Raw genomic sequence first — 24,612 nt, 5'->3', positions numbered from 1 at the left:
CCGATGGAAACGCTTGCGGAAACCGGCCGGGAATTCTGGCGCGGCATGCTCGTCGCCGGCGGGTCCACCACGATCCCGCGGTGGACCCTCGATCCCTCGCCGGGCGTCGCCCGCCAGGAGACGGCGATCCCCGACGACCTCACGGCGGCACTGCGCCGGCTGGCGGACGAGCTGGCGGTGCCCTTCAGCACGGTGCTGCTGGCGGCGCACGCCAAGGTGCTCGCCGCCCTGTCCGGCGAGAGAGAGGTCACCACCGGCTTCGTCGCCGTCGAGGGCGGCCGGCCGCTCCCCTGCCGGCTGACGACCGAAGGCGACTCGTGGCGGACGCTGCTGAAGGAGACGCACGGAGTCGCGTCGGAGACGGCCGCCCACGGGGACTTCCCCGTCGAGGCCCTCAGGCGGGAGCTGAACCTGACCGAGCCCGCGTTCGAGACGGTGCTCGATCCCCACGGCGACGACGGTGACCGCGACGGACCCGGCCGGCTCGACGAGGACCTCGGCGAGGACGTCGTGCTCCGGGTGGGCGTCTCCTCCCACGGAGGCCGACGCCTGCTGCGGCTGCGGTACCGCCCCGACGCGCTCGACGCGGACTGCGCCGCGCGCATCGCGGGGTACCACCTCACCGCGCTGTCGCTGCTCGCCGCCGATCCGGACGCCGAGCACGGGCGTCAGAGCCTGCTCTCCCCCGAGGAACTCCGCTTCCAGCTCGAAGGGCTCGCCGGGCCCCACCGGGAGCTGCCGGACCGCCGGCTCCACGAGTTGTTCGAGCAGCGCGTGGCGGCGCACCCGGACGCCGTGGCGGTCGTGCACGGCGACCGGCGGTGGACCTACCGGGAGCTCAACGCGCGTGCCAACCGCCTGGGCCGGGCCCTGCTGGCGCGAGGGCTGCGACGCGAGGACGTCGTCGCGGTGGTGATGGAACGCACCCCGGACTGGATGGCCGCCGTCCTGGCGATCTTCAAGGCCGGTGGCGTCTACCTGCCCATCGAGCCGCACTTTCCCGGCGACCGCATCGCGGCCGTGCTCTCCCGCGCCGAGTGCCGACTCGTCCTGACCGAGCCGGGCAGCACCACCACCCTCGACCAGGCCCTGACCTCCGTGCCCGGGGTCCGCACGCTCCTCGTCGACGCGGCCTGCCGGGAGCCCCGTGCCGAGGACGATCTCGGCGTCGACGTCGCGGCGGACCAGCTCGCCTACATCTACTTCACCTCCGGCTCGACCGGTGAGCCCAAGGGGGCGATGTGCGAGCACGCGGGAATGCTCAACCACCTCTACGCCAAGATCGACGACCTCGGCATCGGCGAGGGCCAGGTGGTCGCCCAGACAGCGCCCCAGTGCTTCGACATCTCGCTGTGGCAACTGGTCTCCGCCCTGCTGGTCGGCGGGCGCACGCTGATCGTCGAGCAGGAGGTGATCCTGGACGCCGAGCGGTTCCTCGACAGGATCGTCGACGGCCGGGTCGCCGTGCTCCAGGTGGTGCCGTCGTACCTCGAGGTCCTGCTGTCCTGCCTGGAGCAGCGCCCCCGTCGGTTCCCGGACCTGCGCTGCGTGTCGGTCACCGGCGAGGCGCTGAAGAAGGAGCTCGCGGAGCGCTGGTTCGCGGTCCAGCCCGGCATCAAGCTGGTCAACGCCTACGGGCTGACCGAGACCTCCGACGACACCAACCACGAGGTCATGGACCGGGTCCCGGACCGCGACAGGGTCCCGCTCGGCCGCCCCGTGGGCAATGTGCGCGTCTACGTCGTCGACGAGCACCTGTCACCCGTGCCGCTCGGCGCACCCGGTGCGATCGTCTTCTCCGGGGTGTGCGTGGGACGCGGGTACGTCAACGATCCCGAGCGGACCCGGCTGGCCTACCTGGACGATCCGCACCGCGAGGGCGAACGGCTCTACCGGGGCGGGGACTTCGGCCGCTGGCTGCCGGAGGGCAAGCTGGAGTTCCTCGGACGCCGGGACACCCAGGTCAAGATCCGCGGTTTCCGCATCGAGATCGGCGAGATCGAGAACACGCTGCTGCGTGTGCCCGGTGTCCGCGACGGTGCCGTGGTGGTCGCCGAGCGGGCCGACCGGAGCAGGCACCTGGTGGCGTTCTACACCGGTCCGCGGCCGCTCGGGGCGGACGTCCTGCGCAACCGGCTCGGTGAGTCGCTGCCCGGGTACATGGTCCCCTCGGCCTTCCACTGGCGGGAGAGCCTGCCGCTGACCGCCAACAGCAAGATCGACCGCAGGCGGCTGGTGGAGCTCGCCGCGGAGCTCCACGTGGTGGACGACGACCGCCAGGCGCCGGCCACGCCGACGGAGCACCGGCTGGCGGCCGCCTGGGCGCAGGTGCTCGGCGTCCCGCGGGAGGAGATCGACCGACGGGACCACTTCTTCGACCGGGGAGGCACCTCGCTGTCCGCGGTGAAGCTGGCGATCGTCCTGGACCGTGCGGTGTCCCTCAAGGACGTGACCGGCCATCCGGTCCTCGCCGATCTGGCCCGGCTCGTCGACGGCCGGTGCGAACGGCGCGCCGGGCTGCTGCAGCCGCTGTCGCCGCCGCACGGGGCGCAGGGCGCCGCGCTGGTGTGCTTCCCCTACGCGGGCGGCCACGCGGTGAACTTCCAGCCGCTGGCCGGGGCGCTGCGGGACGGCGGGCCGGCGGTCTACGCCGTGGAGCTTCCCGGGCACGACCCGGCGGCCGAGAGCGAGCCGTTCGCGCCCCTGGAGGAGGTCGTCGAGCAGGTCGTCGCCGAGATCACCCGACTCGGCCTCGGTGACGTCCTGCTGTGGGGGCACTCCTCGGGGAGCGCGTTCGCCGTGGAGGCGGCCAGGAGGCTGGAGGGCCTCGGGGTGCGCGTCCGGCGGGTGTTCCTCGGCGCGCAGCTGCTCGGGGACCCCGCCGACCGGCGCGCCGCCGTCGACGGACTGAGCGTACTGAGCGATGCGGAGATCGCCGCACGGCTGAGCGCCGGCCACGGGCCGGCCGGGCTCGATGAGCTGGACCCGCGGCGCCTCGAGCGCATCGGCGCGGCCTACCGGCACGACTGCGCGTCGGCACACCGCTACCTCGCCGGCGTCCGGGACACCCCGCCGGCCCCGAAGCTGACCGCGCCGGTCACCGTCGTCGTCGCCGGCGACGATCCGAGTACGGCGGAGTTCCGGCAGCGGTACCTCGACTGGCAGGTCCTGGCCGAACACGTCGACCTCCATGAGCTCCCCGACGGCGGCCACTACTTCCTGCGTACCCGTCCGGCCGAGGCGGCGCGGGCCGTGCTGAGCGCCGCCGGACTGCCGGCTTCCCGGTGAGGCGAGAGACGAAAGGACACACGATGCGGATCACATCCCCGGCGCCTCGGCTCGAGGTGCAGTTGGAACCCGGCCGACCACCGCTGTTGCGGGCCGAGGCAGCCGGCGACGCGGCGGGCTGGGCGGCCGAGCACCGGGCCGCGCTGCGCGAGGCGGTCGCCGAGCACGGGTCGGTCCTGGTGCGCGGCCTCGGGCTGCGCGACGCGGCCGGGACCGGTGCCGTCTTCCGGCGGCTGGCCGGCGACCTGATGGCCGAGACGGAGTCGTTCGCGCCCCGGCGGGCCCACGGCGACGGCGTGTACTCCTCGACCAAATGGCCGCCCAACCAGCAGATGTGCATGCACCACGAGCTGAGCTACACCCTCGAGTTCCCCGGGCTGATGCTCTTCGCGTGCCTCGTCGCGCCCGCCGAGGGCGGCGCGACCGCACTGGCCGACTCGGTGGCCGTGCTCGACGCGCTGCCGGCCGGGCTGGTCGAGCGGTTCGAGAGGGAGGGCTGGCTGCTCACCCGCAATTACAACGACGAGATCGGGGCGTCCTTCGCCGAGGCGTTCGGCACGGAGGACCGCGGCGCCGTGGAGAGCTACTGCCGCGCCCACGCGATCGACGTCGAGTGGCAGCCGGACGGCGGGCTGCGCACCAGGCAGCGCCGCAGCGCGGTGGTGCGCCACCCGGTGAGCGGCAGGCGCTGCTGGTTCAACCAGATCGCCTTCCTCAACGAGTGGACGCTCGCGGCGGAGGTGCGCGAGTACCTGGTGGACGTCTACGGCGCCGACGGCCTGCCGTTCAACACCCGCTACGGCGACGGCGATCCGGTCGGGGAGGACGTCGTCCAGCTGATCAACGAGGTCTACCAGGCGCACACCGTGCGCGAGCCGTGGCAGGCCGGCGATCTGCTGATCGTCGACAACGTCCGCACCGCCCACAGCAGGGAGCCGTTCGAGGGGCCGCGCGAGGTCCTCGCCGCGCTGGCGGACCCGGTACGCCTGTCCGACTGCTCGCCGACCGTCACACCGGCGGGCCGATGAGCACCGCCCGTCCCACCGCGAGGGAGTCCGCCATGCCGTCCGAGCCGATCAGCGTGCCGCCGTTCGCCGTGATCCCCGGCGCCCAGGTCCAGCAGGTGCTGCGCGGGCGCGAGAAACAGGTCGTCGAGCTGGTCGAGGAGACCTACCGGCTGCACGGCGCCGGCGACTCGGTGAACCCGCCGTCCTACTTCCTGCGCTTCCCCGACCGCCCGTCCTCCCGGATCATCGCGCTGCCGGCCTCGATCGGCGGGCAGGTACGGGTGGACGGCCTCAAGTGGATCTCCAGTTTCCCGGGGAACGTCGCCGCCGGCATCCCGCGGGCCTCGGCCGTGCTGATCCTCAACGACCACGAAACCGGCTATCCGTTCGCCTGCCTGGAGAGCTCGATCATCAGCGCCACCAGGACGGCGGCGTCGGCGGCGCTGGCGGCGGACGCGCTCAGCCGCCACCGGCAACGCCCGACGCGCGTGGGGTTCTTCGGTACGGGCCTGATCGCCCGCTACATCCACACCTTCCTGGCCGGCACCGGCTGGTCGTTCGACGAGATCGGTGTGCACGACCTGTCCCCGGACAGCGCCGCCGGCTTCCGCGGATACCTGGAGCAGTCGGGCGCCCCCGGCCGGATCACCGTGCACGACGGCGCCGAGCAGCTGATCCGCTCCAGCGACCTGGTGGTCTTCGCCACCATCGCGGGTCAGCCCCATGTCCACGACATGTCCTGGTTCCAGCACAACCCGCTGGTGCTGCACGTGTCCCTGCGGGACCTCGCACCCGAGATCGTGCTGGCCTCGACCAACATCGTCGACGACGTCGAGCACTGCCTGCAGGCCGACACCTCACCGCACCTGGCCGAACAGCGCACGGGCGCCCGCGACTTCCTGAACGGCACCCTGGACGACGTGCTGGCCGGCCGGGTGAGGCTGCCGGACGACCGACCGCTGGTGTTCTCGCCCTTCGGCCTCGGGGTGCTCGACCTGGCGGTCGGCAAGTACGTCTACGACGAGGTGGCCCGCTCGGGCCGGTTGCACGTCGTCGAGGACTTCTTCCACGAACTGCGCCGGTACGGATAGGCGCTGCACCGATCGAAGCCCGGAACACCCGCGGTTCCGCTCCGCAGAGGGAGACCCGAATGCCCGTCATCTCCGTGCCCCAGGCGTACAACGAGGAGGAACTCTACGTCGACCTCCGGTCGGTTTTCGGCCAGTCGCTCTTCCTCAAGTGCGAGGGCTTCAACTTCGCCGGCTCGATCAAGCTGAAGGCCGCGAACGAGATGGTGGAGGCCGCGGAGCGGGAGGGAGTCCTGAAGCCGGGTTCCGTCCTGGTCGAGTCGTCGTCCGGGAACCTGGGCGTGGCACTGGCCCTCATCGCGGCCAACAAGGGCTACCAGTTCCTGTGTGTGACGGACTCCCGCTGCAACCTGTCGAGCAGGCTGCTGATGGAGGCCCTGGGCAGCCGGGTGCACACCATCGTCGAACCGGATCCCAAGACCGGTTTCCTCGGCGCACGGCTCAACTGCGTGCGGGCCCTGTGCTCCACCGACGACCGGTACGTGTGGCTCAGCCAGTACACCAATCCCTCCAACTGGAAAGCGCACTTCCGCACCACGGCGCCGGCGATCGCCCGCCAGTTCCCGCGGCTGGACGTGCTGTTCGTCGGGGCCGGTACCACCGGGACGCTGATGGGGTGCGCCCGGTTCTTCCGCCGGTGGCACCGGCGGGTGCGGATCGTCGCGGTGGACAGCGCCGGCTCGGTCTCGTTCGGCGGCCCACCCGGCCGCCGGATGATCCCCGGCCTGGGCATGAGCGTCCGCCCGCCGTTGCTCGACGAGTCCTACGTGGACGAGGTCGTACGGGTCGAGGAAGTGGACACCATCCGGACCTGTCACCGTCTGGTCAGGCACGGATTCCTGTTCGGTGGCTCCACCGGCACGGTGGTCAGCGGCGCGATGAGCTGGCTGGCCCGGAACGACGCGCGGGACGCCACGGCCGTGGCCATCGCGCCGGACCTCGGCGAGCGCTACCTCGACACCATCTACCAGACCACCTGGCTCCGGGACGTCTACGGGGACGATGTGCTCAAGTACGCGTTCACCCCGCCGTGAGCACCCCTGCCGCACCGGAGGGGAGGAGCCTCACGGCAGGGCGAACGGGGGTGCTCCGGCGGACGGGCCGCACCGGCCCGGAGATCGTTCAGCCGCGGAACTCCGGCTTGCGCTCGGGGCTCGCCTCCGCCAGGGCCCGGGTGACCTCCTCGACGCCGCCGCGCAGGCCGTAGACCGGGGTGTCGGGCTGCTGGCGCCAGGAGTCGTCGATGCCGCCCGCGTCGACCGTGTCGAAGCCGAGTTCGTCGATGAGGGCGCGGACCTTCGCCTTCGCCGCCTCGTCGTCGCCGGCCACCGGCAGGGCGATGCGGTCGGGGTCTCCGGCGGGGCGCGGGCGGTCCAGGATGTCCTGGGCGTAGGTGCCGTTGAACGCCTTGATCACGGGGTGGCCGATCTGGCGCTCCGTCCAGCGGCTCTCGGTGATGCCCTCGTCCTCGATCGCGGCGATCCGGCCGTCTCGCTGCTGCGGGTAGTAGTTGCCGGTGTCGATGACCGCCGCACCCTCGGCCGCCTCGTCCAGCAGGCCCTTCGGCAGGTCCGGTACCGCCTTCACCGGGATCGTGACGACCACGACCTCGGCTCCGCGTGCGGCTTCCTCGACCGTGACGGGGTTCGCGCCGGTCTCCTCGGCCAGGGCCGTGAGCGTGTGCGGGCCGCGGGAGTTGGCCACCGAGACCTCGTGTCCGAGTGCGGTGAGCCGCCGGGTGAGGTTGCCGCCGATGTTGCCGGCGCCGATGATTCCGATCTTCATGACAGGGCCCTTTCAGAACGAGACACGATTCCATGCATGTGCATGGGTTCGTCGGGTCTCAACCCTGTGCCGCCGCACCCTATTCCGGACCACCCGCCGAACGGGTGCCCGTCCCCCGCTTCACACGCGAACGGGACCGGGGGCGCCCCCGCGGGCGCCCCCTCTCGCGCACGTCACTTGTTCAGGTACGACCAGAACTCGTCGAAGGACATCACCCGGTCCCCGTTGAGGTCCCGGCTGTTGATGATGGCCTGGGCGACGGACTGGGTGACGTTCCAGTCGCCTTCCTGGGTGAGGGCGGCCCTGAACTCGACCGCGGTGATGAAGCCGTCACCGTCCGTGTCGATCCGCTGGAAGTGCTTGCGTGCTTCGTCGATGTCCGCCACCGAGCCGCCCCTTTTCGTCGTACCTTGCAGTCCTACTGACGGAGGTCAGATTAACGGCCCTGGTGAGCGCGGAGTGCGGCGACCACCCACGCGAACTCCTCCTCGTACGACGGCTGCGCCCCGAGCCCGTTCACGACGGCCGACAAGTGCCGGTACCGGGCGACCCGTTCGTTCGCCGCCGCCGTCAGCCGCTCCAGTGCGGCGGCCCGGTCGGCGTCACCGAGGAGGCCGCGCAGGGTCTCCTCGGCCTCGGGGGCGTCGGGGGCGACGCCCTTGCGCAGGGCCTCCCCCGCGAGCTGCACCAGGCGGCTCATGAACCACAGGGAGGTGCCCGCCGGGACCTCGGGCCCGCGGTCGGCCGCGTTGAGCTCGACCATCCTGCGCATCAGCGTCCGGAACCGCGGGTCCTGGATCAACTCGGCCAGCTCCATCCAGGCGTCGACCTGCTCGGGCGTGGGGTCGTCCGGCAGTTCGGCGGCGTGGAAGCGCAGCCGGGTGCGGATGTCGGGGTCGACGGTGTCGAGGCCGTCGAAGACCTCCGCCAGGAACTCCTCGACGATCCGCCTGCGCTCGGCCGCCGACAGCCGTGCCAGTTTGTTCATCAGGGTCATCTCCTCCGCGGTGGAGCCGCGTCGCGCCACGGTCGACAGCACCGCACGGGTCACTCTCAGCGAGCGGATCTGGGCGTCCAGCGCGGCCACGTGCGCGGCCGCGACCTGCGCGACCGTGGTCTCCCCGGCCAGCACCCCGCGTACGGCGTCCAGGCCGAGGCCCAGTTCGCGCAGGGTGCGGATCAGCTCCAGGCGGGCGGCGGCCTCGGCGTCGTAGAGGCGGTAGCCGCCCGCGGAACGGGTGACCGGGGTCAGCACCCCTTCGTCCGACCAGTAGCGGATCGTGCGCACGGTCAGTCCGGTGGCCCGGGCCAGTTCGCCGATGGTGAAGAGTCCGGTGCCGTCGTCGATCATGTCTGCGAGTCTGGGCCTTCCAGTGGGTGGAGACTCAAGCGGCGGTGTACGCGAGGAGTGCCGTGGAGACGTTGAGGGACATCGTGGACGCGGCGGCACGGGGCGTCTTCCCACCGGCGGACGGCGGTACGACGGTCGTGCCGCAGCACTCCCCGAGGGACGCCGGCGTGCTGTCCTTCACGGCGCACTCCGTCGTCTTCACGGACGAGGACCCGCGGTGGGTGTACGAGACGCTGGCGGCGGTGGAGTGCGACGGACTGGCCGCGTCCATGCACCCGCGGTTTCTGGCGGCCTTCATGGAGCGGACCGGGCGCACGACGGAGACCGTCGACGCGATGCTCGTCGGTACGCCCCTGCCGGGTGAACCGCCGCTCGCGCTGACGGAGGTCGAGGACGCCGGGCATCCGCGCGCGGTCTACGCCCGCCGGCGCCGTGACGAGGTGCGCGTCTGGACGGCTCGGGGCGGGGTGCTGGTGGTGGGGCGCGGGATCGCCGGCCGGCTGGAGGTGTCGGTCGAGGTGGACGGGGACGTACGGCACCGGGGGCTGGGGCGCTCGCTGGTGACCGCGGCCCGTCACCTCGTCGGCGAGCCGCTGTGGGCGCAGGTGGCCCCGGGGAACGCCCGCAGCATGCGGGCGTTCCAGGCGGCCGGTTACCGTCCGGTCGGAGCCGAGGCCCTGCTCAGTGCCAGGCCTCGTAGTGCGGGTTGCTCTGACAGCCGCTCATGATCTCGACCTTGGTGGTCTTGTTCACCGGGCAGACGCCGATGACGTACTTCCGGTCGATCCCGCCGGGGAAGGCGACCTCGACCTGGTCGGCCCATTTGTGGGTGTCGCCGATGGTCTTGTTGACGTCGATGCCGCCCGGGGCGTCGATGTAGTAGTTGTAGCCGGACTTCCACCACGTCTTGTACAGGTCGTGGTCGTACGTCGTGGACACGTAGGGCGAGGGCTGGTTGACCAGGACGTACTTCTCGATGTCGTACTGCCCGTTGAGGACGTCCTTGGGGCGGAAACCCTCCTCGAAGACGATCGAGGGGCCGCGGCCGTCGGCGCGGTAGAGCGTGCCGCAGCTCTTGCGCCAGACCGGCTGGGGGGTGATGCGGCCCACGTCGACGCGGCGGTCGGCGGCGGCCTTGATGCGGTCCTCGAACTGCACCGGGCAGTCGCGGGGTTCGGCGGCGGCCTTCACGAAGGCGGGAGCGGCGGCCGGGGCGGCGGCCTGGGCGGTCTCCGGGGCGGTGGCGGCGGTCGTCGCCAGGACGGCGGAGAGCGACATGACGGCGGCGACGGCACGCCGCCGCAGACGGGTTGTGATCATGCCGAGCACCTTCGCCGGTCGACGGCGGCGCGTCGGGGATCATCACCCGTACGGCGGCGTGTCACCTGACCCGCCGTCAGCGGAAGATGCCGGTGTGGCCGAGCGAGTAGCGGCCCGGCTGCGGGTAGACGGCGAGGCCGTGCGGGCCGCTGCCGACCGGGATGCGGGCCAGCTGGGTGCCGGTGCGGGTGTCGATGGCGTACACCTCGTCGTCGTAACGACCGGACAGCCACAGCACCTTGCCGTCCGCCGAGACGCCGCCCATGTCGGGGCTGCCGCCGTCGGGCAGGTGCCACTTCTTGGTGAGCCTGTTCTGGGTGAAGTCGAAGACGGAGACGCTGCCCTCGCCCCGGTTGGACACGTACATCTCGCGGGAGTCGCGGCCGACGTAGAGGCCGTGGCAGCCCTTGCCGGTGTGCAGGAGGGTGGGCTCGGTGAACTTGTCGCCGTCCAGGACCCACATGCCGTCGGCCATCATGTCCGCGATGTAGAACCGCTTCCCGTCCGGCGAGATCTTCACGTCCTGCGGCATCGCGCCCTCGAAGGGCAGCTTCATCTGGCCGACGACCTTCATCTTCTCGGTGTCGACCTTGAGGAGTTCGCCGCTGAACTCGCAGGAGACGATGAAGTAGCGGCCGTCGAGGGAGAAGTCGGCGTGGTTGACGCCGTAGCAGGTGACCGGCTCCGTCCTGACCTGCTTCATGGTGTGCGGGTCGCGGAAGACGAGTTCGCGGTCGAGGGAGGCCATGACGACGGCGTACCTGCCGTTGGGCGTGAAGTAGAGGTTGTACGGGTCGTGCACCTCCACCTCCTGGCCCGCCTTGCCGGTCTTGGGGTCGATGGGGGTGAGGGTGTGGCCCCGGTTGTTGTTGACCCAGAGGGTCTTCAGGTCCCACGAGGGCACGACGTGCTGGGGCTGGCGGCCGACGGGGATGGTCTCGATCACCTCGTACGTCTTCGGGTCGATGACGGAGACGGTGTCGGACTCGGTGTTGGGGACGTAGACCCGGGAGGGGAAGTCCTTGACCACCGGGGAGAGCCGGTTCGGGCGGTCGGCGGCGTAGACGTCCTTGGGGTCGAGGACGGGGGGCATGCCGGGCAGGCCTTGGACGGTCTTCCGCTGCGGGACGGGCACGGCGGCCCGGGAGGCCGTGACCGCGCTCTCCTTACCGTCCTTGGACTGCGTGCCGCAGGCGGCGAGTACGGCGAGGGCGGCGCCCGCGAGCAGGGTGCTTGCGACGAGGTTCCGGTGCATCAGCTGAGCAGCTCCGTGGTGGTGACCGCGCGCAGACCGCGGCGGTGCAGTTCGGCCAGGACGGCGGGGAGCGCGGCGACCGTGTCCGCGTACCCGAAGTGCAGGCTCACGACGGATCCGTTGCGGATCGTGTCGAGGACCGTGCGGGCGACGGCGGGGCCGCCGGGGGACGTGAAGTCGAGGGAGTCGACGTCGTAGGAGAGGACGTGCGGGTAGCCGGCACGGCGGGCCAGGGCCTCGACGGTCGGGGAGGCGCGGGCGGCGCGGGAGGGGCGGAACCAGGTGCCGATGGATCCGGTGAGCCGGCGCAGCCGTTGCGCGCACGCGACGATCTCCCGCTCCGCCTCCGCCGCGGGCAGGGCGTTGACGGCGAGGTGGCGGTGGGTGTGGTTGCCGAGGTCGTGACCGCCGTCGAGGATGCGGCGGGCGAGTCCGCCGTGCTCCTCCAGCCAGGTCCCCACGGCCACGACGGTGACGCGCGCGCCGTGCCGCTCGGCCTCGTCGAGGAGGGCGCGGGCGGTGGCGGGGTCGCCCTGGCCGTGGAAGGTGAGGGCGACCCGGGGGCGGTCGCGGGGTCCGTGGGTGATCTGCCCGGGGTGGCCGGGATAGGCGCGGGGGGCCGGGGCCGGTCGGGCGGGGACACGGGCGGCCGGTGCGGACGAGGCGGGGGTGTGGCGGGCAGCGGGGCCGGAGGGGGGACCGGCCGGGGTGCACGCGGTCGCGAACGCGCTTCCCGCGACGATCCCGGCACCCGCCCGTAGTGCGGTGCGGCGGTCGGTCGGAGTCACTCGCACCATTTAAGGGGCACAGGGTGAGGAAACGGGTGATTCACCGCCGAACGGAGCGGCCCGTGTTCGGGGAAGCGGTCAGGGACCCGGCGGCATCACGGCGACGTCCCGCTGCCGAGCGTCGGCCCGAGGGCGGCTCCGATGCCCTCGGAGACGAGGCGAGGAGCTTCCTGCCGCGGCTTCCCCGGCGATCCGGGACACAACAAGCGTGCTCCCGTGGGAAGTTGCACGGCGGGGAGCGGCAGCGGTCGGCCGGTGCCGTCTCTCAGCGTTCCGGCACCCGCATCTCGAACCACGTCGTCTTCCCCCGTGGCAGCAGGTCGACCCCCCACCGGTCGGCCAGCTTGTCGACGAGGAAGAGTCCCCGGCCGCTGACGTCCATCTCCTGGACCGGCATGAGACAGGGCAGTCCGCGGGAGGGATCGCGGACCTCGACGCGGATCCAGCCGCGTCGGCGGCGCATCCGGAGACCGAAGACGCGGGCGCCGGTGTGGCGGACGGCGTTGCCGACGAGTTCCGAGACGAGCAGGACGGCGTCCTCGGTCGTCTTGGGGCTGAGCTGCCATTGACGGAGGATGACGACCTGGGCGAGCCGACGGGCGGTGGCGGCGGACTCGGGGCGGGACGGCAGTGGAACCTCCGCCTCCGTCGGGTTGCCGAAGAGTTCCAGCGCCTTGAGCGCCCGTTCGTCCTCGACCGCAGGCGACCAGCGTGCCGCGGCCACACGCGCGTGCCCCCGCGGCTGTTCGAAACCCTCCAGCCCCGCCATGCCCCCATCATGGCCGTCCGGGGAGTCCCGCGTGGCGGTTCCGGGGGAATACACCCCCTGGAAGGCCTCATTCCGCACGATTCCATCGGCATATGCCGTCGGCAGTTCGGAGTCTGCCACACCCTCACTGACCTGCAATGACGGCTCATCCGGAGGCAATCGACAGGCTCCCTCGACAAGGCAGGCTTAAGGTCGTTTTAAGGTTCCCATAAACCGCCCCATCGAGGGACCCGGATGAGACATCCCGTCAATTGCAAGTCTTTCGGTGCGGTTCACGCGGTGAGATTCACGTGACCCTGCGCCAGGGGCGAACTCACAGGAACTTCGCCTTCCCCGGCCCCTCCTCCACGAAGCTGCGCATGCCGATCTCGCGGTCGGCGGTGGCGAACAGGCCCGCGAACCAGTTCCGCTCCACGGCGAGGCCCGTCTCGATGTCCGTCTCCAGGCCGGTGTCGATCGACTCCTTGGCCGCGCGCAGCGCGATCGCCGGCCCCTGCGCCAGCTTCGCCGCCCACGCGTGCGCCTGCGTGTACACCTCGTCGGCCGGCACCACCCGGTCCACCAGGCCGAGCGTCAGCGCCTCGTCCGCCTTCACCATGCGGCCCGTGAAGATGAGGTCCTTCGCCTTGGAGGGGCCGACCAGCCGTGCCAGGCGCTGGGTGCCGCCCGCGCCGGGAATCAGGCCGAGCAGGATCTCGGGCTGGCCCAGCTTCGCGTTGTCCGCGGCGATCCGGAAGTCCGCGCACAGCGCCAGCTCGCAGCCGCCGCCCAGTGCGTAGCCGGTCACGGCCGCCACCACCGGCTTGGGGATGCGGGCCACCGCCGTGAAGGACTCCTGCAGGGCGCGGGCGCGCAGGACCATCGCCGTGTGGTCCATGGCCTGCATCTCCTTGATGTCCGCGCCCGCCGCGAACACCTTCTCGCCGCCGTAGATCACCACGGCGCGGACGTCGTCACGACGGCCGGCCTCCTCGGCCAGTTCCTTCAGCCGGTCCTGCGTGGCGACGTCCAGCGCGTTCATGGGCGGGCGGTCGAGTCGCAGTGTGCCGACGCCCTCGGAGACTTCGAGATTCACGGTCATGGAGGCAGGTTAACGGGCACTAACGGCGAAGGGCCCGGTGCCGTCCGTCACAGCACCGGGCCCGATCGTCGAGGAGCGACTACTTGGTCCACTCCGCCCACGACATGTTCCAGCCGTTGTAGCCGTTGGACGGCTCCACCGTCGGGTCGGTGGAGTTCTTCACGACCACCACGTCACCGACGATCGACTGGTTGAAGAACCACGCGGCCGGCACGCCGCTGTCGTAGCCGCCGCGCACGTCCCGCAGGCCGATGCAGCCGTGGCTGGCGTTGTAGTTGCCGAAGGCGTCCCCGCCCCAGTAGTTGCCGTGCACGAAGGTGCCGGAGTCGGTCAGGCGCATGGCGTGCGGGACGTCCTTGATGTCGTACTCGCCGTCGTAGCCGACCGTGTCGCCGTTCATACGGGTCACCGTGAACTTCTGGCTGATGACCATCTGGCCGTTCCAGGTGGCGTAGCCGGGCTTGCCGGTGGTGACCGGGATGGTCTTGACGACCTTGCCCTCCCGCATCACCTTCATCGTGTGCTTCTTGGCGTCCACGACGGACACCTGGTTGCGGCCGATGGTGAAGGAGACGGTCTTGGACTGCTTGCCGTAGACGCCCTTGCGGCCTTCGACACCGTCGAGGTTGAGCTTCACCGTGACCTTGGTGCCGGCCTTCCAGTACTGCTCGGGGCGGAAGTCGAGGCGGTCGTTGCCGAACCAGTGACCCTGGACGTCGACGGCCGGCTCGGTCTTGACGGTGATGGCCCGCTCGACGTCGTCCGGGTTCGTGATGCCCCGGGTGAAGCGGACCGAGAACGGCATGCCGACGCCGACCGTGGAGCCGTCCTCCGGCGTGAAGTTGCCGATGAAGGTGTTCTCCGGGGTCAGCGTGGTGAAGCTCGCGTCCTCGGCGGCCGTACGGCCCTCGGAGTCCTTCGCGACCGCGTGCACCTGGTACTTCGTCGCCGCGGCCAGATGCGTGCTCGGCGTCCAGCCGGCTCCGTCCGCGGTGATCGTGCCCGGGACCGCGGTGCCCTTGTCGTCCTTGACGGTGACCTCGGTCAGCTTGCCCTTGGTGGCGGTGACCTTGAGGACTCCGCTGGTGTCGACGTCGCTGGCGCCGGTCTTCGGCGCGATGCTGACGACCGCCTCCGACTGCCCGCTCTGCGCGGTGGCGGAGCCGGACGCTTCCTTGCCCTTCGCGTTCTGCGAGCCGGAGTCCGAGTCCCCACTCCCGCCGCAGGCCGTCACGGCCAGCAGCAGCCCTCCGACGATCAGCGCCAACCCCTTGTTGCGGCCGCGCGAGCGCCCGCCAACCGATGCCCCCGATATCGGACGCACGTCCACGTTCCTTCTCCCCTCCCCCGGGCCGGTCAGGCCCGCGCGCCGGCGCGTCCCCAGCGCTGCGCGCATATTAACCACAAGGTCAGCGGCATCGGCGGCCCCCAAATGTCACCGTTCCGTCCCAACTTCGACCTTGGGAGGAAAGGTTCACTCCACCGCGCTGCCCGCGACCCACTCCTCCCACCCCATGTTCCAGCCCCCCAGGCCGTTGTCGGGAGCGACCTTCTTGTCCTTGCTGCGGACGACCTCGACGACGTCACCGATGAGACTGCGGTCGAAGAACCAGCCCGCGGGCGTGTCCGAGCCGCCGCCCTTCACGTCCCTCAGGCCCACGCAGCCGTGGCTGACGTTGGTCCGGCCGAAGACGTCGCTGTCCGCCCAGTAGTTGCCGTGCAGGAAGGTGCCGGAATCGGTCAGCCGCATGGCGTGCGGCACGTCCGGGATGTCGTACTCGCTCTTGCCGTTCTTCTTCTTGAAGCCGACCGTGGCGCCGTTCATCCGGGTCAGCTCGAACATCTCCGTGACCACCATCTTGCCGTTGTACGTCGTCGTCTTGCGCGCCCCGGCGGTGATGGGCACGGTGGCGATCAGCTCGCCCTCACGGCGCACCTGCATCATGTGCCTCTTGGCGTCCACGACGGAGACCTGGTGCCGGCCGACGGTGAAGGTGAACGTCTTCTCCTGGATCCCGTAGACGCCGGGCGCGCCCTCGACGTCCCGGAAGCGCAGCGCGACGGTGACCTCGGTGCCGGGCTGCCAGTAGCGCTCCGGGCGGAAGTCGAGGCGGTCCCTGCCGAACCAGTGCGGCCGGATCTCCACGGCCGGCTCGGCGGTGACCTCCACGGCGCTCTCGACGGCGGCCAGGTTCTCGATCTCCCGGTTGAACTCCAGGGACACGATCATCCCGGTGCCCACGGTGGACCGGTGCTCGGGCGTGACGTAGCCGATGAACCGCTCCTTGGGGACGTACGTGGTGAACGCGGTGCGACGGGCCGAGCGACGGCCCTCGCGGTCGATCGCCACCGCGTCGACCGTGTAGCGGGCGGCGAGCGCGAGCCGGTCCTCGGCCGGGCGCCAGCTCATACCGTCCGCGGAGATCTCGCCCGGGACCGGGGTCTCCTGCGCGTCCTGCGACCTGACCACGCTCACCGACTCCAGGCGCCCGTGCGGCACCCGGACCCTGAGCTGCTGCCCGGGGCGCACCTCCCTGGTGCCGTCCTCCGGCGTGACACGGATGACGTTCTCGGGCGCCGGTGGCTTCCCGAGCATCCGGTCGCGCTCGCCGGGGCCGTCCCCGGTGCAGCCGGCGGCTCCCGCCAGCAGTCCTGCCCATGTCATGACGGCGGCCAGAGCGGCCCCCGCGCGCCGCGCGCGCCGTTGTACGTGCCTCACGCGGTGCCCAACGACGGCCCCGCTCCGGGGAAACGTGAGTGCGAGGCACGCTCTGGGCAGAACAGGGGGGAGGACGACGCTACGGGGAGCCGCGGCCGGGACGCCGTACGCCCTTGGCCCGCGTCGTGCCATGAGCCGCGGGAGGCGGAACGGTGTCCAGCGCAGCCGAGCAGGAGACGGTGACGGAGCAGCGTACGGCCGCCTCCGCCGTCGTGAACGGGGCACCGCGCAGGACGCCCGGCGTCCCCGTGTGGCCGGGCGCGCCCATGCCGCTCGGCGCCCGCTTCCGGGTGGGTCCGGACGGCGTCGCGGGCACCAACTTCGCGTTGTGGGCGGGCGGCGCGGAGGCCGTCGAGCTGTGCCTGTTCGACGAACAGGGCCGGGAGACCCGCGCCCGGCTCACCGAGCTCACCCACGAGATCTGGCACGGTTTCGTCCCCGGGGTGATGCCCGGACAGCGCTACGGCTATCGGGTGCACGGCCGCTGGGACCCGTGGACCGGCGGACGCTGGAACCCCGCGAAGCTGCTCCTGGACCCGTACGCGAGGGCCGTGGACGGGGACTTCACGCTGCCGCCGGAGGTGTACGGGCACGTCCGCGACTGGCCCCAGCAGCAGGTCGCGGACACCGTGCGCGACGAACGGGACTCGGCGCCGTTCGTCCCGAAGGGCGTCGTCGTCCACGATGACGACGACTGGGCCGACGACCGCCGCCCGAAGACCCCGTGGGCGGACTCGGTGATCTACGAGCTGCACGTGCGCGGCTTCACCCGGCTCCACCCGGAGATCCCCGAGGAACTGCGCGGCACCTACGCCGGACTGGCGCACCCGGCGGCCGTCGAGCACCTGGTGAGGCTGGGCGTCACGGCGGTCGAGCTGCTGCCGGTGCACCAGTTCGCCCACGAGGACCACCTGCTGCGCAGGGGGCTGCGCAACTACTGGGGCTACAACTCCATCGGCTACTTCGCCCCGCACGCCGCGTACGCCTCCTCCGGGACGACCGGTCAGCAGGTCGGCGAGTTCAAGCGGATGGTGCGCGCGCTGCACGCGGCCGGGATCGAGGTCATCCTCGACGTGGTCTACAACCACACGGCGGAGGCCGGCGAGCTCGGGCCCATGCTGTCGCTGAAGGGCATCGACAACCGCGGCTACTACCGCCTCCAGCCGGACGCCCGCCGGTACGCCGACTACACGGGCTGCGGCAACACCCTGCACGTGGTCCAGCCGCACGTCCTGCGCCTGATCACCGACTCGCTGCGCTACTGGGTGACGGAGATGGGGGTGGACGGCTTCCGCTTCGACCTGGCGGCGGCCCTGGCCCGCTCCATGCACGACGTGGACATGCTGTCCCCTTTCCTCGCGGTCATCGCGCAGGACCCCGTCCTGCGGCGGGTGAAACTGATCGCCGAGCCGTGGGACGTCGGCGCGGGCGGCTACCAGGTGGGGGCGTTCCCTCCCCTGTGGACGGAGTGGAACGACCGCTACCGCAACGCCGTGCGGGACTTCTGGCGGCACGCGCTGCCGGACGTACGCGAGATGGGGTACCGGCTGTCGGGCTCCAGCGACCTGTACGCCTGGGGCGGACGACGCCCCTACGCGTCCGTCAACTTCATCACCGCGCACGACGGTTTCACCCTGCGCGACCTGGTCTCCTACGAGCGCAAGCACAACGAGGCCAACGGGGAGGGCAACCGCGACGGCACGGACGACAACCGCGCGTGGAACTGCGGGACGGAGGGGGAGACGGACGACGAGGGCGTACGGGCGCTGCGGCGACGGCAGCTGCGCAACCTGCTGACGACGCTGCTGCTCTCCACGGGGGTGCCGATGCTGGTCGCGGGCGACGAGCTGGGGCGCACCCAGCGGGGGAACAACAACGCGTACTGCCAGGACAACGAGCTGAGCTGGGTGGACTGGGGGCTGCTGGACGACCCCGGCTGGAAGGCCCTGTTCGACCTGACCTCCCGCCTGATAGCCCTGCGGCACCGGCATCCCGTCCTGCGCCGCCGGGCCTTCTTCTCCGGGCGGGCGCACTCGGCGGACGGGCTGCGGGACCTGGCCTGGTTCACGGCTCGGGGCACGGAGATGACGGAAGGCGACTGGTACGCCCCCGCGGCCACCCTCGGCATGTACCTCTCCGGCCGGGACATCCCCGGCCGGGACGAGCGGGGCGCCCCGATCACCGACGACAGCTTCCTCGCCGTCCTGCACGCGGGGGACCGCCCGGTGAGCTTCGTCCTGCCGGGGCCGCCGTGGGCGGAGCGGTACGAGGTGGTCGTCGACACCTCGAGGGAGGAGCAGGAGGAGACGCCGGGGGTGACGCACCGGGCGGGGGCGGAGGTGACGGTGCCCGCCCGCGCGGTCGTGCTGCTGCGGGTGGCGGCCTGACGCCGCGCCGCCCCCGGCGCTTGGGCCGACCGGGTGACGCCGACGCACGCCGTCGCCCGGGCCCGCGGCGTTCGTGCGGTCGAACGCGCAGGTCGTAGGTCCGACGCCCGAGTCCGGTCGGGCCGAAACTCGGTGGGCGATGTCGGTGGCGGTCCGTAGGCTCGCCGGTGATGCCGACGACACATGCAACCACCGAGGACCGCTCCGCGGTACGGACGTTGCTGCGCCTGTGGCCGTATGTGCGGCCGGTGCGGGTGCGGCTGTTCACGGCCGCTTTCGTCGCGATCGTGGCCTCCTGCACGGGGCTGGTGATCCCGCTCGTCCTGAAGTGGATGGTGGACGGACCGATCGCCGACCGGGACCCGGCGGGCGTGTGGCTGGGCGCGCTGTACCTGCTGTTGCTGGGCGTCGCGGAGGCGGTCCTGTTCGGGCTGCGGCGGTGGCTGGTGGCGCGGCCGCTGTCGCACGTCGAGGCGGAGATGCGGGCGGGTCTGTACCGGCACCTGCAGCGGCTGCCGGTCGCCTTCCACGACCGGTGGGCCTCCGGGCAGCTGCTGTCCCGGGGGACCACGGATCTGATGCTGCTGCGCATGTTCCTGGCCTTCCCGCTGACGTTCCTGCTGGTCAACGGGGTGACGATCCTCGTCGGCGTGGTGATCATGCTGATCCAGGACTGGAGGCTGGGGCTGGTCATCCTCGGTCCGGCGGTGCCGGTCGTGGTCACGTGCGTGGTCTTCGAGAGCCGGTACGCGCGCGTGGCGCGGCGCGCGCAGGACCAGGTGGGGGACCTGACGACGGTCGTCGAGGAGAGCGTGCTCGGGATCCGGATCATCAAGGGGTTCGGACGGCACCGCAGCCAGGCGCGGGTCTTCCGGGAGCTGTCGGAGACTCTGCGCGGGACGGAGCTGAGGAAGGCCCGGCTGCTGGCCACGATCTGGGGGGTCATCGTCACCCTGCCCGAGGTGGCCATCGGGGCGGCGCTGGTGCTGGGGGCGGTGCAGGTGGCGGACGGCGCGTTGTCCGCGGGCACGCTGGTCGCCTTTCTCTCCACCGCTCTCGCCCTGCGGTGGCCCGTCGACTCCATCGGGTTCCTGCTGGCGATGAGTCAGGAGGCCGCAACCGCCACCGAGCGGTACTTCGAGGTGATGGACGCCGAGCCGGAGGACGCGGGCGGGCGCGAGCCGGCGGTGCGGGGCGGGGAGCGCGGCCCGGCGGCCGGTCTGCGGTTCGACGACGTCGTCTTCCGGTATCCGGACGCCGATCCGGGCTCACCTCCCGTCCTCGACCGCGTCGACCTCCACATCCGTCCCGGTGAGTCGATGGCGCTCGTCGGGGCCACCGGCAGCGGCAAGACCACCCTCACCGCCCTGGTCCCCCGCCTGCACGAGGTGACCTCCGGGCGGATCACGCTCGACGGGGAGGACATCACCGCGATGTCCCGCGAGGAGCTGCGGTCCAAGGTCGCCGTCGCCTTCGAGGAGCCCACCCTCTTCTCGGCGAGCGTCGGGGAGAACGTGCTCATGGGCGCCGGCGACACCGCGGGGGCGGCCGAGCTGGAGCGGGCGCTCGGGGTGGCGCAGGCGGAGTTCGTGCACGCGTTGCCGCAGGGCACCGGGACGCAGGTCGGCGAGCAGGGGCTCAGCCTCTCCGGCGGGCAGCGGCAGCGCATCGCGCTCGCCCGGGCCGTCGTGGGCAGGCCCCGCTTCCTCGTCCTGGACGATCCGCTGTCCGCGCTGGACGTGCACACGGAGGCCGCCGTGGAGGCGGCGCTGCGGCAGGTCCTCGCCGACACCACCGCGCTGATCGTGGCCCACCGCCCCTCCACCGTGCTGCTCGCCGACCGCGTCGCCCTGCTGTCGAACGGCCGGATCGCCGCCGTGGGCACCCACCACGACCTGCTGCGCACCAACGCCGAGTACGCCCACCTCATGTCCGGGAGAGAGCCCGGCGAGCCGTTCGGGGAACAGGAGGCCGACCGCCGATGACCACGTCCCCCACGACCTCCTCCCCCACCACCGACGAGGAGGACCGGCCCCGAGCGAAGGACACCGGCGATCCCTTCGACCGGGACGTCCTGCCCACCCCGCCGGGTGCCACGGCGGCGCTGCTGCGCTCGCTGCTCGCCCCGATGAGGGCGCGCGTCGCCCTCACCACCTTCCTCCTGCTGCTCCAGCAGGCGGCCGTGCAGGCCGGCCCGCTGCTGGTGGCGTACGCCATCGACCGCGCCGTACCGGCGTTCCGCGAGGACGACAACGGCCCGCTCGTCGCGGTCGCGGTCGGGTACCTGCTGTGCGCGCTGGCCTCCGGCGGGCTCCAGTACGCCTTCCTGATCGCGTCCGCCCGGGTCAACCAGGACGTGCTGCTGGACCTGCGCGGCCGGATCTTCCGGCACGCACAGGCGCTGAGCATCGACTTCCACGAGCGCTACACCTCGGGCCGGCTGATCTCCCGCTCCACCACCGACGTGGAGTCCCTGCGCGAACTGCTCAGCGAGGGCCTCCAGGAGCTGGTCACGGTCGTCCTGTCCTTCCTCTACATCTCGGCGATGCTGCTCTGGCTGGACCTGGGGCTGGGAGCCGTCGCGGTGGCGTCCTTCGTGCCGCTCCACCTTCTCGTCCGGACCTACCGGCGGCGGGCCGCGCGGGTGTTCCGCGAGCGGTCCACGGCGATCGCGGCCGTGATCGTGAAGTTCGTGGAGACGATGAACGGCATCCGCCCGGTGCGCGCGTTCCGCCGCGAGGCCGTCAACGAGGCCGACTTCCGGGTGCTGAACCGGCGGCACGAGCGGACCAACGGCGACGCCCTCCTGGAGATGGCCCGGTACGTCGTCGGATCGCGGCTGGTCGCCAACACGGCCGTCGCGGCGATCGTGCTGTGGGGCGCCCACCGGGTCGCGGGCGGCTCGCTGGAGCTGGGTGTGCTGGCGGCGGCGGTGCTGTACCTGCGGCGGCTGTACGACCCGATCGACCGGCTCGGCATGTTCCTCAACTCCTACCAGTCGGCGGCGGCCTCGCTGGAGAAGATCGCGGGCCTGCTGGCCCAGACGCCGTCCGTGCCCGAGCCGTCGGCCCCCAGGGAGCTGCCGGCCCGTCGGGGCGGGCTGCCGGGCCGCGAGGTCGTGTTCGACGGGGTCGGTTTCGGCTACCGCACCGGCGGCGAGGTGCTGCCCCGCTTCGACCTCACCCTGCCGGCGGGGCAGACCGTGGCGGTGGTCGGCTCCACGGGCGCCGGGAAGTCCACGCTGGCCAAGCTCCTCGCCCGCTTCTACGACCCGACCGCGGGCCGGGTCCTCCTCGACGGCGTCGACCTGCGCGACCTGGCGATGCCGGAGCTGCGGGGCGGGGTGGTCATGGTGACGCAGGAGGCCTTCCTGTTCTCCGGCACGGTCGCCGAGAACATCGCCATCGGACGGCCCGACGCGAGCCGGGAGGAGATCGAGCGGGCGGCGAAGGCGATCGGCGCGCACGAGTTCATCAGCGCCCTGCCCGACGGCTACGACACGGACGTCCGCAAGCGGGGCGGCCGCATCTCCGCCGGTCAGCGCCAGCTCGTCGCGTTCGCACGGGCGTTGCTCGCCGATCCGGCGGTGCTGATCCTCGACGAGGCGACCAGCTCCCTCGACATCCCCGGCGAGCGGGCCGTACAGGCGGCGATGGCGACGGTCCTGAAGGGCCGTACTGCGGTGGTGATCGCGCACCGGCTGTCGACCGTGGAGATCGCCGACCGGGTCCTGGTCATGGAGCACGGGCGGATCGTCGAGGACGGCACACCGGCCGAGCTGATCGCGGGCACCGGCCGGTTCGCGGACCTGCACCGGGCCTGGCGGGACAGCCTGGCCTGACCCACGACCACCAGCCGAAGGGCGGGGGCGGATGATCGACGCCTACGAGGATCCGGGCACACCCGACTGTCGTGGCGGCTGGTGGTACCTGTGGTGGCTGGTGCGCCGCCAGCCCGGGCGGGCGGCGGCCGGCGCGACGCTGGCCAGCGTCTGGATGGTGCTGATGGCGGTGGCGCCCTACCTGCTGTCCAAGGCGGTCGACGAGGGGCTGGAGCCCGGTGACACGGCCGCGCTGGCGGGCTGGACGGCCGCCCTGTTCCTGGTGGGGGCGTTCAACGCCTGGGTGAGCGTCATGCGGCACCGCACCATGACCCGGCTGCGCATGGACGCCAACTTCCGCACGGTGAAGGCCGTCGTCGGGCACACGGTCCGGCTGGGCGCCGCGCTGCAGCGCCGGATCGGGGCCGGGGAGGTCGTGACCATCGGGGTGGGCGACGTGCACACCATCAGCAACTCCCTGACGGTGATCGGGCCGGGCGTCGGCTCGATCGTGGTGTACGTCGTCGTCGCGGGGCTGCTGCTGTCGACCTCCCCCCTGCTCGCGGCGGTCGTGCTGCTCGGGATGCCGGTGGTGGCCGTGCTCGTGGGGCCGTTGATGGCACGGCTGCAGGGCGCCGAAGGCGAGTACCGGGAGCTGCAGGGGGTGCTCACCGCCCGGATCGGCGACCTCGCCGGCGGGCTGCGCGTGCTCAACGGCCTGGGCGGGAAGGGCCTGTTCGCGGATGCCTTCCGGCGGGACTCCCAGCGGCTGCGCGCCCAGGGCTATCGGGTCGGCTCGGTCACCAGCTGGATGCAGGCGCTCGGCGTGGGCCTGCCGACGGTGTTCCTCGCCGTCGTCACCTGGCTGGCTGCCCGGCTCGCCGCCCGAGGGGACCTGACGGTGGGAGAGTTGGTGTCGGTGTACGGCTATGTCGCCGTGCTGGTGGGCCCGGTGGCGTTCCTGGTCGACATGGGCTACCAGCTCAGCCGCGGAGTGGTGGCCGCCCGGCGGGTGGTCCGGCTGCTGCGGCTGGAGCCCGACCCGGACACCGGCGCCGCCGAGGCGCCCGCCGGGCCGGCGGTGCTGTACGACCCCGCGTCGGGCGTGCGGGTGGTCCCGGGCCGGCTGACCGCGCTGGTCGGTGCCCGTCCCGCCGACACGGCCGCGATCGTCGACCGGCTGGGCCGGTACGCGCCCTCCGACGTCACCTGGGGCTCCGTACGGCTCGACGAGGTCCCTCTGGCGCGGGTCAGGGCGCGGATCCTGGTCGCCGACCACGAGGCCGACCTCTTCGCCGGCAGCCTGCGCGAGGTGGTGGCCGGCCGGCGGGAACCCTCCGACGCGGCCGTGGGACGGGCGGTGCGGGCGGCTGCCGCCGAGGACGTCGTACAGGGCCTGCCGGAGGGGCTCGACTCACCCGTGGCGGCGCAGGGCCGCAGCCTCTCCGGTGGCCAGCGGCAGCGGGTACGGCTGGTGCGGGCGCTGCTCGCCGACCCCGAGGTGCTGCTCGCCGTCGAGCCGACCTCGGCGCTCGACGCGCACACCGAGGCGACGGTCGCCGGACGGCTGCGGGCGGCCCGGGCCGACCGTACGACCGTCGTGACCAGTACGTCGCCGCTCGTGCTCGACCACGCCGACACCGTGCTGTACCTGGTGGACGGGAAGGTCGCGGCGAGCGGTCCGCACCGGGTGCTGCGGGAGACGGAGGCGGGGTACCGGGCGCTGGTGGCGCGGGACGCCGAAGGGGCGGAGGAGACCGAGGAGGCGCAGGAGACCAAGGGGGCGGAGACCGAGGATCCGGACAGCCTCGGGCACCCCCTGCACACCGGGGACTCCCGGCACGGGGAAGACGATCCCAGCGATGCCGAGGAGGCCGTGCGGTGACGTCGGTGACATCGGGGACGCCGGGGCCTGCGCGGCCTTCGGCGACGGGGAGTTCGACGACGTCGGCGG

Annotated in this window: 19 protein-coding genes; 9 read left to right on the top strand and 10 right to left on the bottom strand. The window is 72.1% G+C overall.

The window, feature by feature from the left end; all coding sequences use genetic code 11:
* The first annotated feature begins 3 nt into the window (after positions 1-3).
* From ACIHAR_RS10945 to sbnA, 4 genes are read left to right on the top strand one after another with little or no spacing between them, the layout of a single operon-like run.
* A complete protein-coding gene (locus ACIHAR_RS10945; protein WP_400018662.1) occupies positions 4-3,288 on the top strand; it encodes an amino acid adenylation domain-containing protein in 3,285 nt (1,094 codons plus the stop codon).
* 23 nt (positions 3,289-3,311) lie between these two features.
* Positions 3,312-4,316, top strand: a complete 1,005-nt coding sequence (locus tag ACIHAR_RS10940; protein ID WP_400018659.1) for a TauD/TfdA family dioxygenase — start codon at positions 3,312-3,314, stop codon at positions 4,314-4,316.
* 32 nt (positions 4,317-4,348) lie between these two features.
* Positions 4,349-5,386, top strand: coding sequence for a 2,3-diaminopropionate biosynthesis protein SbnB (gene sbnB, locus ACIHAR_RS10935; protein ID WP_400018657.1), 1,038 nt, complete (start codon positions 4,349-4,351; stop codon positions 5,384-5,386).
* A gap of 59 nt (positions 5,387-5,445) precedes the next feature.
* Positions 5,446-6,417, top strand: coding sequence for a 2,3-diaminopropionate biosynthesis protein SbnA (gene sbnA / locus ACIHAR_RS10930; RefSeq protein ID WP_365460143.1), 972 nt, complete (start codon positions 5,446-5,448; stop codon positions 6,415-6,417).
* A gap of 88 nt (positions 6,418-6,505) precedes the next feature.
* Here sbnA and ACIHAR_RS10925 read toward each other — a convergent pair whose 3' ends face one another.
* The 3 genes from ACIHAR_RS10925 to ACIHAR_RS10915 all read right to left on the bottom strand — a co-directional run bounded on the left by ACIHAR_RS10925 (position 6,506) and on the right by ACIHAR_RS10915 (position 8,519).
* Positions 6,506-7,168 carry an NAD(P)-binding domain-containing protein gene (locus ACIHAR_RS10925; protein WP_365460139.1) on the bottom strand — a complete coding sequence of 221 codons (663 nt, stop codon included), beginning with the start codon at positions 7,166-7,168 and terminating at the stop codon, positions 6,506-6,508.
* 173 nt (positions 7,169-7,341) lie between these two features.
* Positions 7,342-7,554, bottom strand: coding sequence for an EF-hand domain-containing protein (locus tag ACIHAR_RS10920; RefSeq protein ID WP_365460136.1), 213 nt, complete (start codon positions 7,552-7,554; stop codon positions 7,342-7,344).
* Between the two features lie 50 nt (positions 7,555-7,604).
* Positions 7,605-8,519 carry a MerR family transcriptional regulator gene (locus tag ACIHAR_RS10915; RefSeq protein WP_365460133.1) on the bottom strand — a complete coding sequence of 305 codons (915 nt, stop codon included), beginning with the start codon at positions 8,517-8,519 and terminating at the stop codon, positions 7,605-7,607.
* A 62-nt stretch (positions 8,520-8,581) separates the two neighbouring features.
* Here ACIHAR_RS10915 and ACIHAR_RS10910 point away from each other — a divergent pair, with 62 nt between their 5' ends.
* Positions 8,582-9,247: a GNAT family N-acetyltransferase gene (locus ACIHAR_RS10910; protein ID WP_365460130.1), complete on the top strand. Its 666-nt coding sequence runs from the start codon at positions 8,582-8,584 to the stop codon at positions 9,245-9,247.
* Here ACIHAR_RS10910 and ACIHAR_RS10905 read toward each other — a convergent pair.
* The 7 genes from ACIHAR_RS10905 to ACIHAR_RS10875 all read right to left on the bottom strand — a co-directional run bounded on the left by ACIHAR_RS10905 (position 9,201) and on the right by ACIHAR_RS10875 (position 16,451).
* On the bottom strand, positions 9,201-9,839 hold the full coding sequence (locus ACIHAR_RS10905) for an ADP-ribosyltransferase (RefSeq protein WP_365460127.1): 639 nt from the start codon (positions 9,837-9,839) through the stop codon (positions 9,201-9,203). The two genes, ACIHAR_RS10910 and ACIHAR_RS10905, sit on opposite strands and share 47 nt — an antisense overlap.
* A 76-nt stretch (positions 9,840-9,915) precedes the next feature.
* Complete coding sequence (locus tag ACIHAR_RS10900) at positions 9,916-11,094, bottom strand: YncE family protein (RefSeq protein WP_365460124.1); 1,179 nt, start codon at positions 11,092-11,094, stop codon at positions 9,916-9,918.
* Complete coding sequence (locus ACIHAR_RS10895; protein ID WP_400018652.1) at positions 11,094-11,882, bottom strand: polysaccharide deacetylase family protein; 789 nt, start codon at positions 11,880-11,882, stop codon at positions 11,094-11,096. The genes ACIHAR_RS10900 and ACIHAR_RS10895 overlap by 1 nt, the downstream gene beginning before the upstream one ends.
* Before the next feature lie 265 nt (positions 11,883-12,147).
* Positions 12,148-12,651: an ATP-binding protein gene (locus ACIHAR_RS10890; protein WP_400018650.1), complete on the bottom strand. Its 504-nt coding sequence runs from the start codon at positions 12,649-12,651 to the stop codon at positions 12,148-12,150.
* 313 nt (positions 12,652-12,964) lie between these two features.
* The gene (locus ACIHAR_RS10885) at positions 12,965-13,732 is read right to left on the bottom strand and encodes an enoyl-CoA hydratase-related protein (RefSeq protein WP_365460115.1); all 768 of its coding nucleotides are present in this window, start codon (positions 13,730-13,732) and stop codon (positions 12,965-12,967) included.
* 79 nt (positions 13,733-13,811) lie between these two features.
* Positions 13,812-15,062, bottom strand: coding sequence for an Ig-like domain-containing protein (locus ACIHAR_RS10880; RefSeq protein WP_388753567.1), 1,251 nt, complete (start codon positions 15,060-15,062; stop codon positions 13,812-13,814).
* A 144-nt stretch (positions 15,063-15,206) separates the two neighbouring features.
* Entirely contained in the window at positions 15,207-16,451 is a 1,245-nt protein-coding gene (locus ACIHAR_RS10875) for an Ig-like domain-containing protein (RefSeq protein WP_400018647.1), read from the bottom strand.
* 152 nt (positions 16,452-16,603) lie between these two features.
* Between ACIHAR_RS10875 and glgX the strand changes: the two genes are divergently transcribed.
* From glgX to ACIHAR_RS10855, 4 genes are all read left to right on the top strand, one after another.
* Positions 16,604-18,838: a glycogen debranching protein GlgX gene (gene glgX / locus ACIHAR_RS10870; RefSeq protein WP_388753574.1), complete on the top strand. Its 2,235-nt coding sequence runs from the start codon at positions 16,604-16,606 to the stop codon at positions 18,836-18,838.
* 170 nt (positions 18,839-19,008) lie between these two features.
* The gene (locus ACIHAR_RS10865; RefSeq protein ID WP_365472812.1) at positions 19,009-20,823 is read left to right on the top strand and encodes an ABC transporter ATP-binding protein; all 1,815 of its coding nucleotides are present in this window, start codon (positions 19,009-19,011) and stop codon (positions 20,821-20,823) included.
* Positions 20,820-22,679 carry an ABC transporter ATP-binding protein gene (locus ACIHAR_RS10860; protein WP_400018643.1) on the top strand — a complete coding sequence of 620 codons (1,860 nt, stop codon included), beginning with the start codon at positions 20,820-20,822 and terminating at the stop codon, positions 22,677-22,679. Before ACIHAR_RS10865 ends, ACIHAR_RS10860 begins: the two co-directional genes overlap by 4 nt.
* Before the next feature lie 31 nt (positions 22,680-22,710).
* The gene (locus tag ACIHAR_RS10855) at positions 22,711-24,543 is read left to right on the top strand and encodes an ABC transporter ATP-binding protein (RefSeq protein ID WP_400018641.1); all 1,833 of its coding nucleotides are present in this window, start codon (positions 22,711-22,713) and stop codon (positions 24,541-24,543) included.
* The last annotated feature ends 69 nt before the right edge of the window (positions 24,544-24,612 follow it).

It is taken from the genome of Streptomyces sp. NPDC052016, from assembly GCF_044548445.1.
Classification (GTDB): domain Bacteria; phylum Actinomycetota; class Actinomycetes; order Streptomycetales; family Streptomycetaceae; genus Streptomyces.
The sequence above is the reverse complement of the archived record's forward strand: the minus strand, read 5'-3'. Positions and strand labels throughout refer to the sequence as shown.

Coding starts and splice junctions, on each gene's coding strand:
- ACIHAR_RS10890 (WP_400018650.1), bottom strand. CDS start 12,651: ATGGCGGGGCTGGAGGGTTTCGAACAGCCGCGGGGGCACGCGCGTGTG.
- ACIHAR_RS10860 (WP_400018643.1), top strand. CDS start 20,820: ATGACCACGTCCCCCACGACCTCCTCCCCCACCACCGACGAGGAGGAC.
- ACIHAR_RS10915 (WP_365460133.1), bottom strand. CDS start 8,519: ATGATCGACGACGGCACCGGACTCTTCACCATCGGCGAACTGGCCCGG.
- ACIHAR_RS10925 (WP_365460139.1), bottom strand. CDS start 7,168: ATGAAGATCGGAATCATCGGCGCCGGCAACATCGGCGGCAACCTCACC.
- ACIHAR_RS10855 (WP_400018641.1), top strand. CDS start 22,711: ATGATCGACGCCTACGAGGATCCGGGCACACCCGACTGTCGTGGCGGC.
- ACIHAR_RS10945 (WP_400018662.1), top strand. CDS start 4: ATGGAAACGCTTGCGGAAACCGGCCGGGAATTCTGGCGCGGCATGCTC.
- ACIHAR_RS10900 (WP_365460124.1), bottom strand. CDS start 11,094: ATGCACCGGAACCTCGTCGCAAGCACCCTGCTCGCGGGCGCCGCCCTC.
- sbnB (WP_400018657.1), top strand. CDS start 4,349: ATGCCGTCCGAGCCGATCAGCGTGCCGCCGTTCGCCGTGATCCCCGGC.
- ACIHAR_RS10940 (WP_400018659.1), top strand. CDS start 3,312: ATGCGGATCACATCCCCGGCGCCTCGGCTCGAGGTGCAGTTGGAACCC.
- sbnA (WP_365460143.1), top strand. CDS start 5,446: ATGCCCGTCATCTCCGTGCCCCAGGCGTACAACGAGGAGGAACTCTAC.
- ACIHAR_RS10905 (WP_365460127.1), bottom strand. CDS start 9,839: ATGATCACAACCCGTCTGCGGCGGCGTGCCGTCGCCGCCGTCATGTCG.
- ACIHAR_RS10885 (WP_365460115.1), bottom strand. CDS start 13,732: ATGACCGTGAATCTCGAAGTCTCCGAGGGCGTCGGCACACTGCGACTC.
- ACIHAR_RS10865 (WP_365472812.1), top strand. CDS start 19,009: ATGCCGACGACACATGCAACCACCGAGGACCGCTCCGCGGTACGGACG.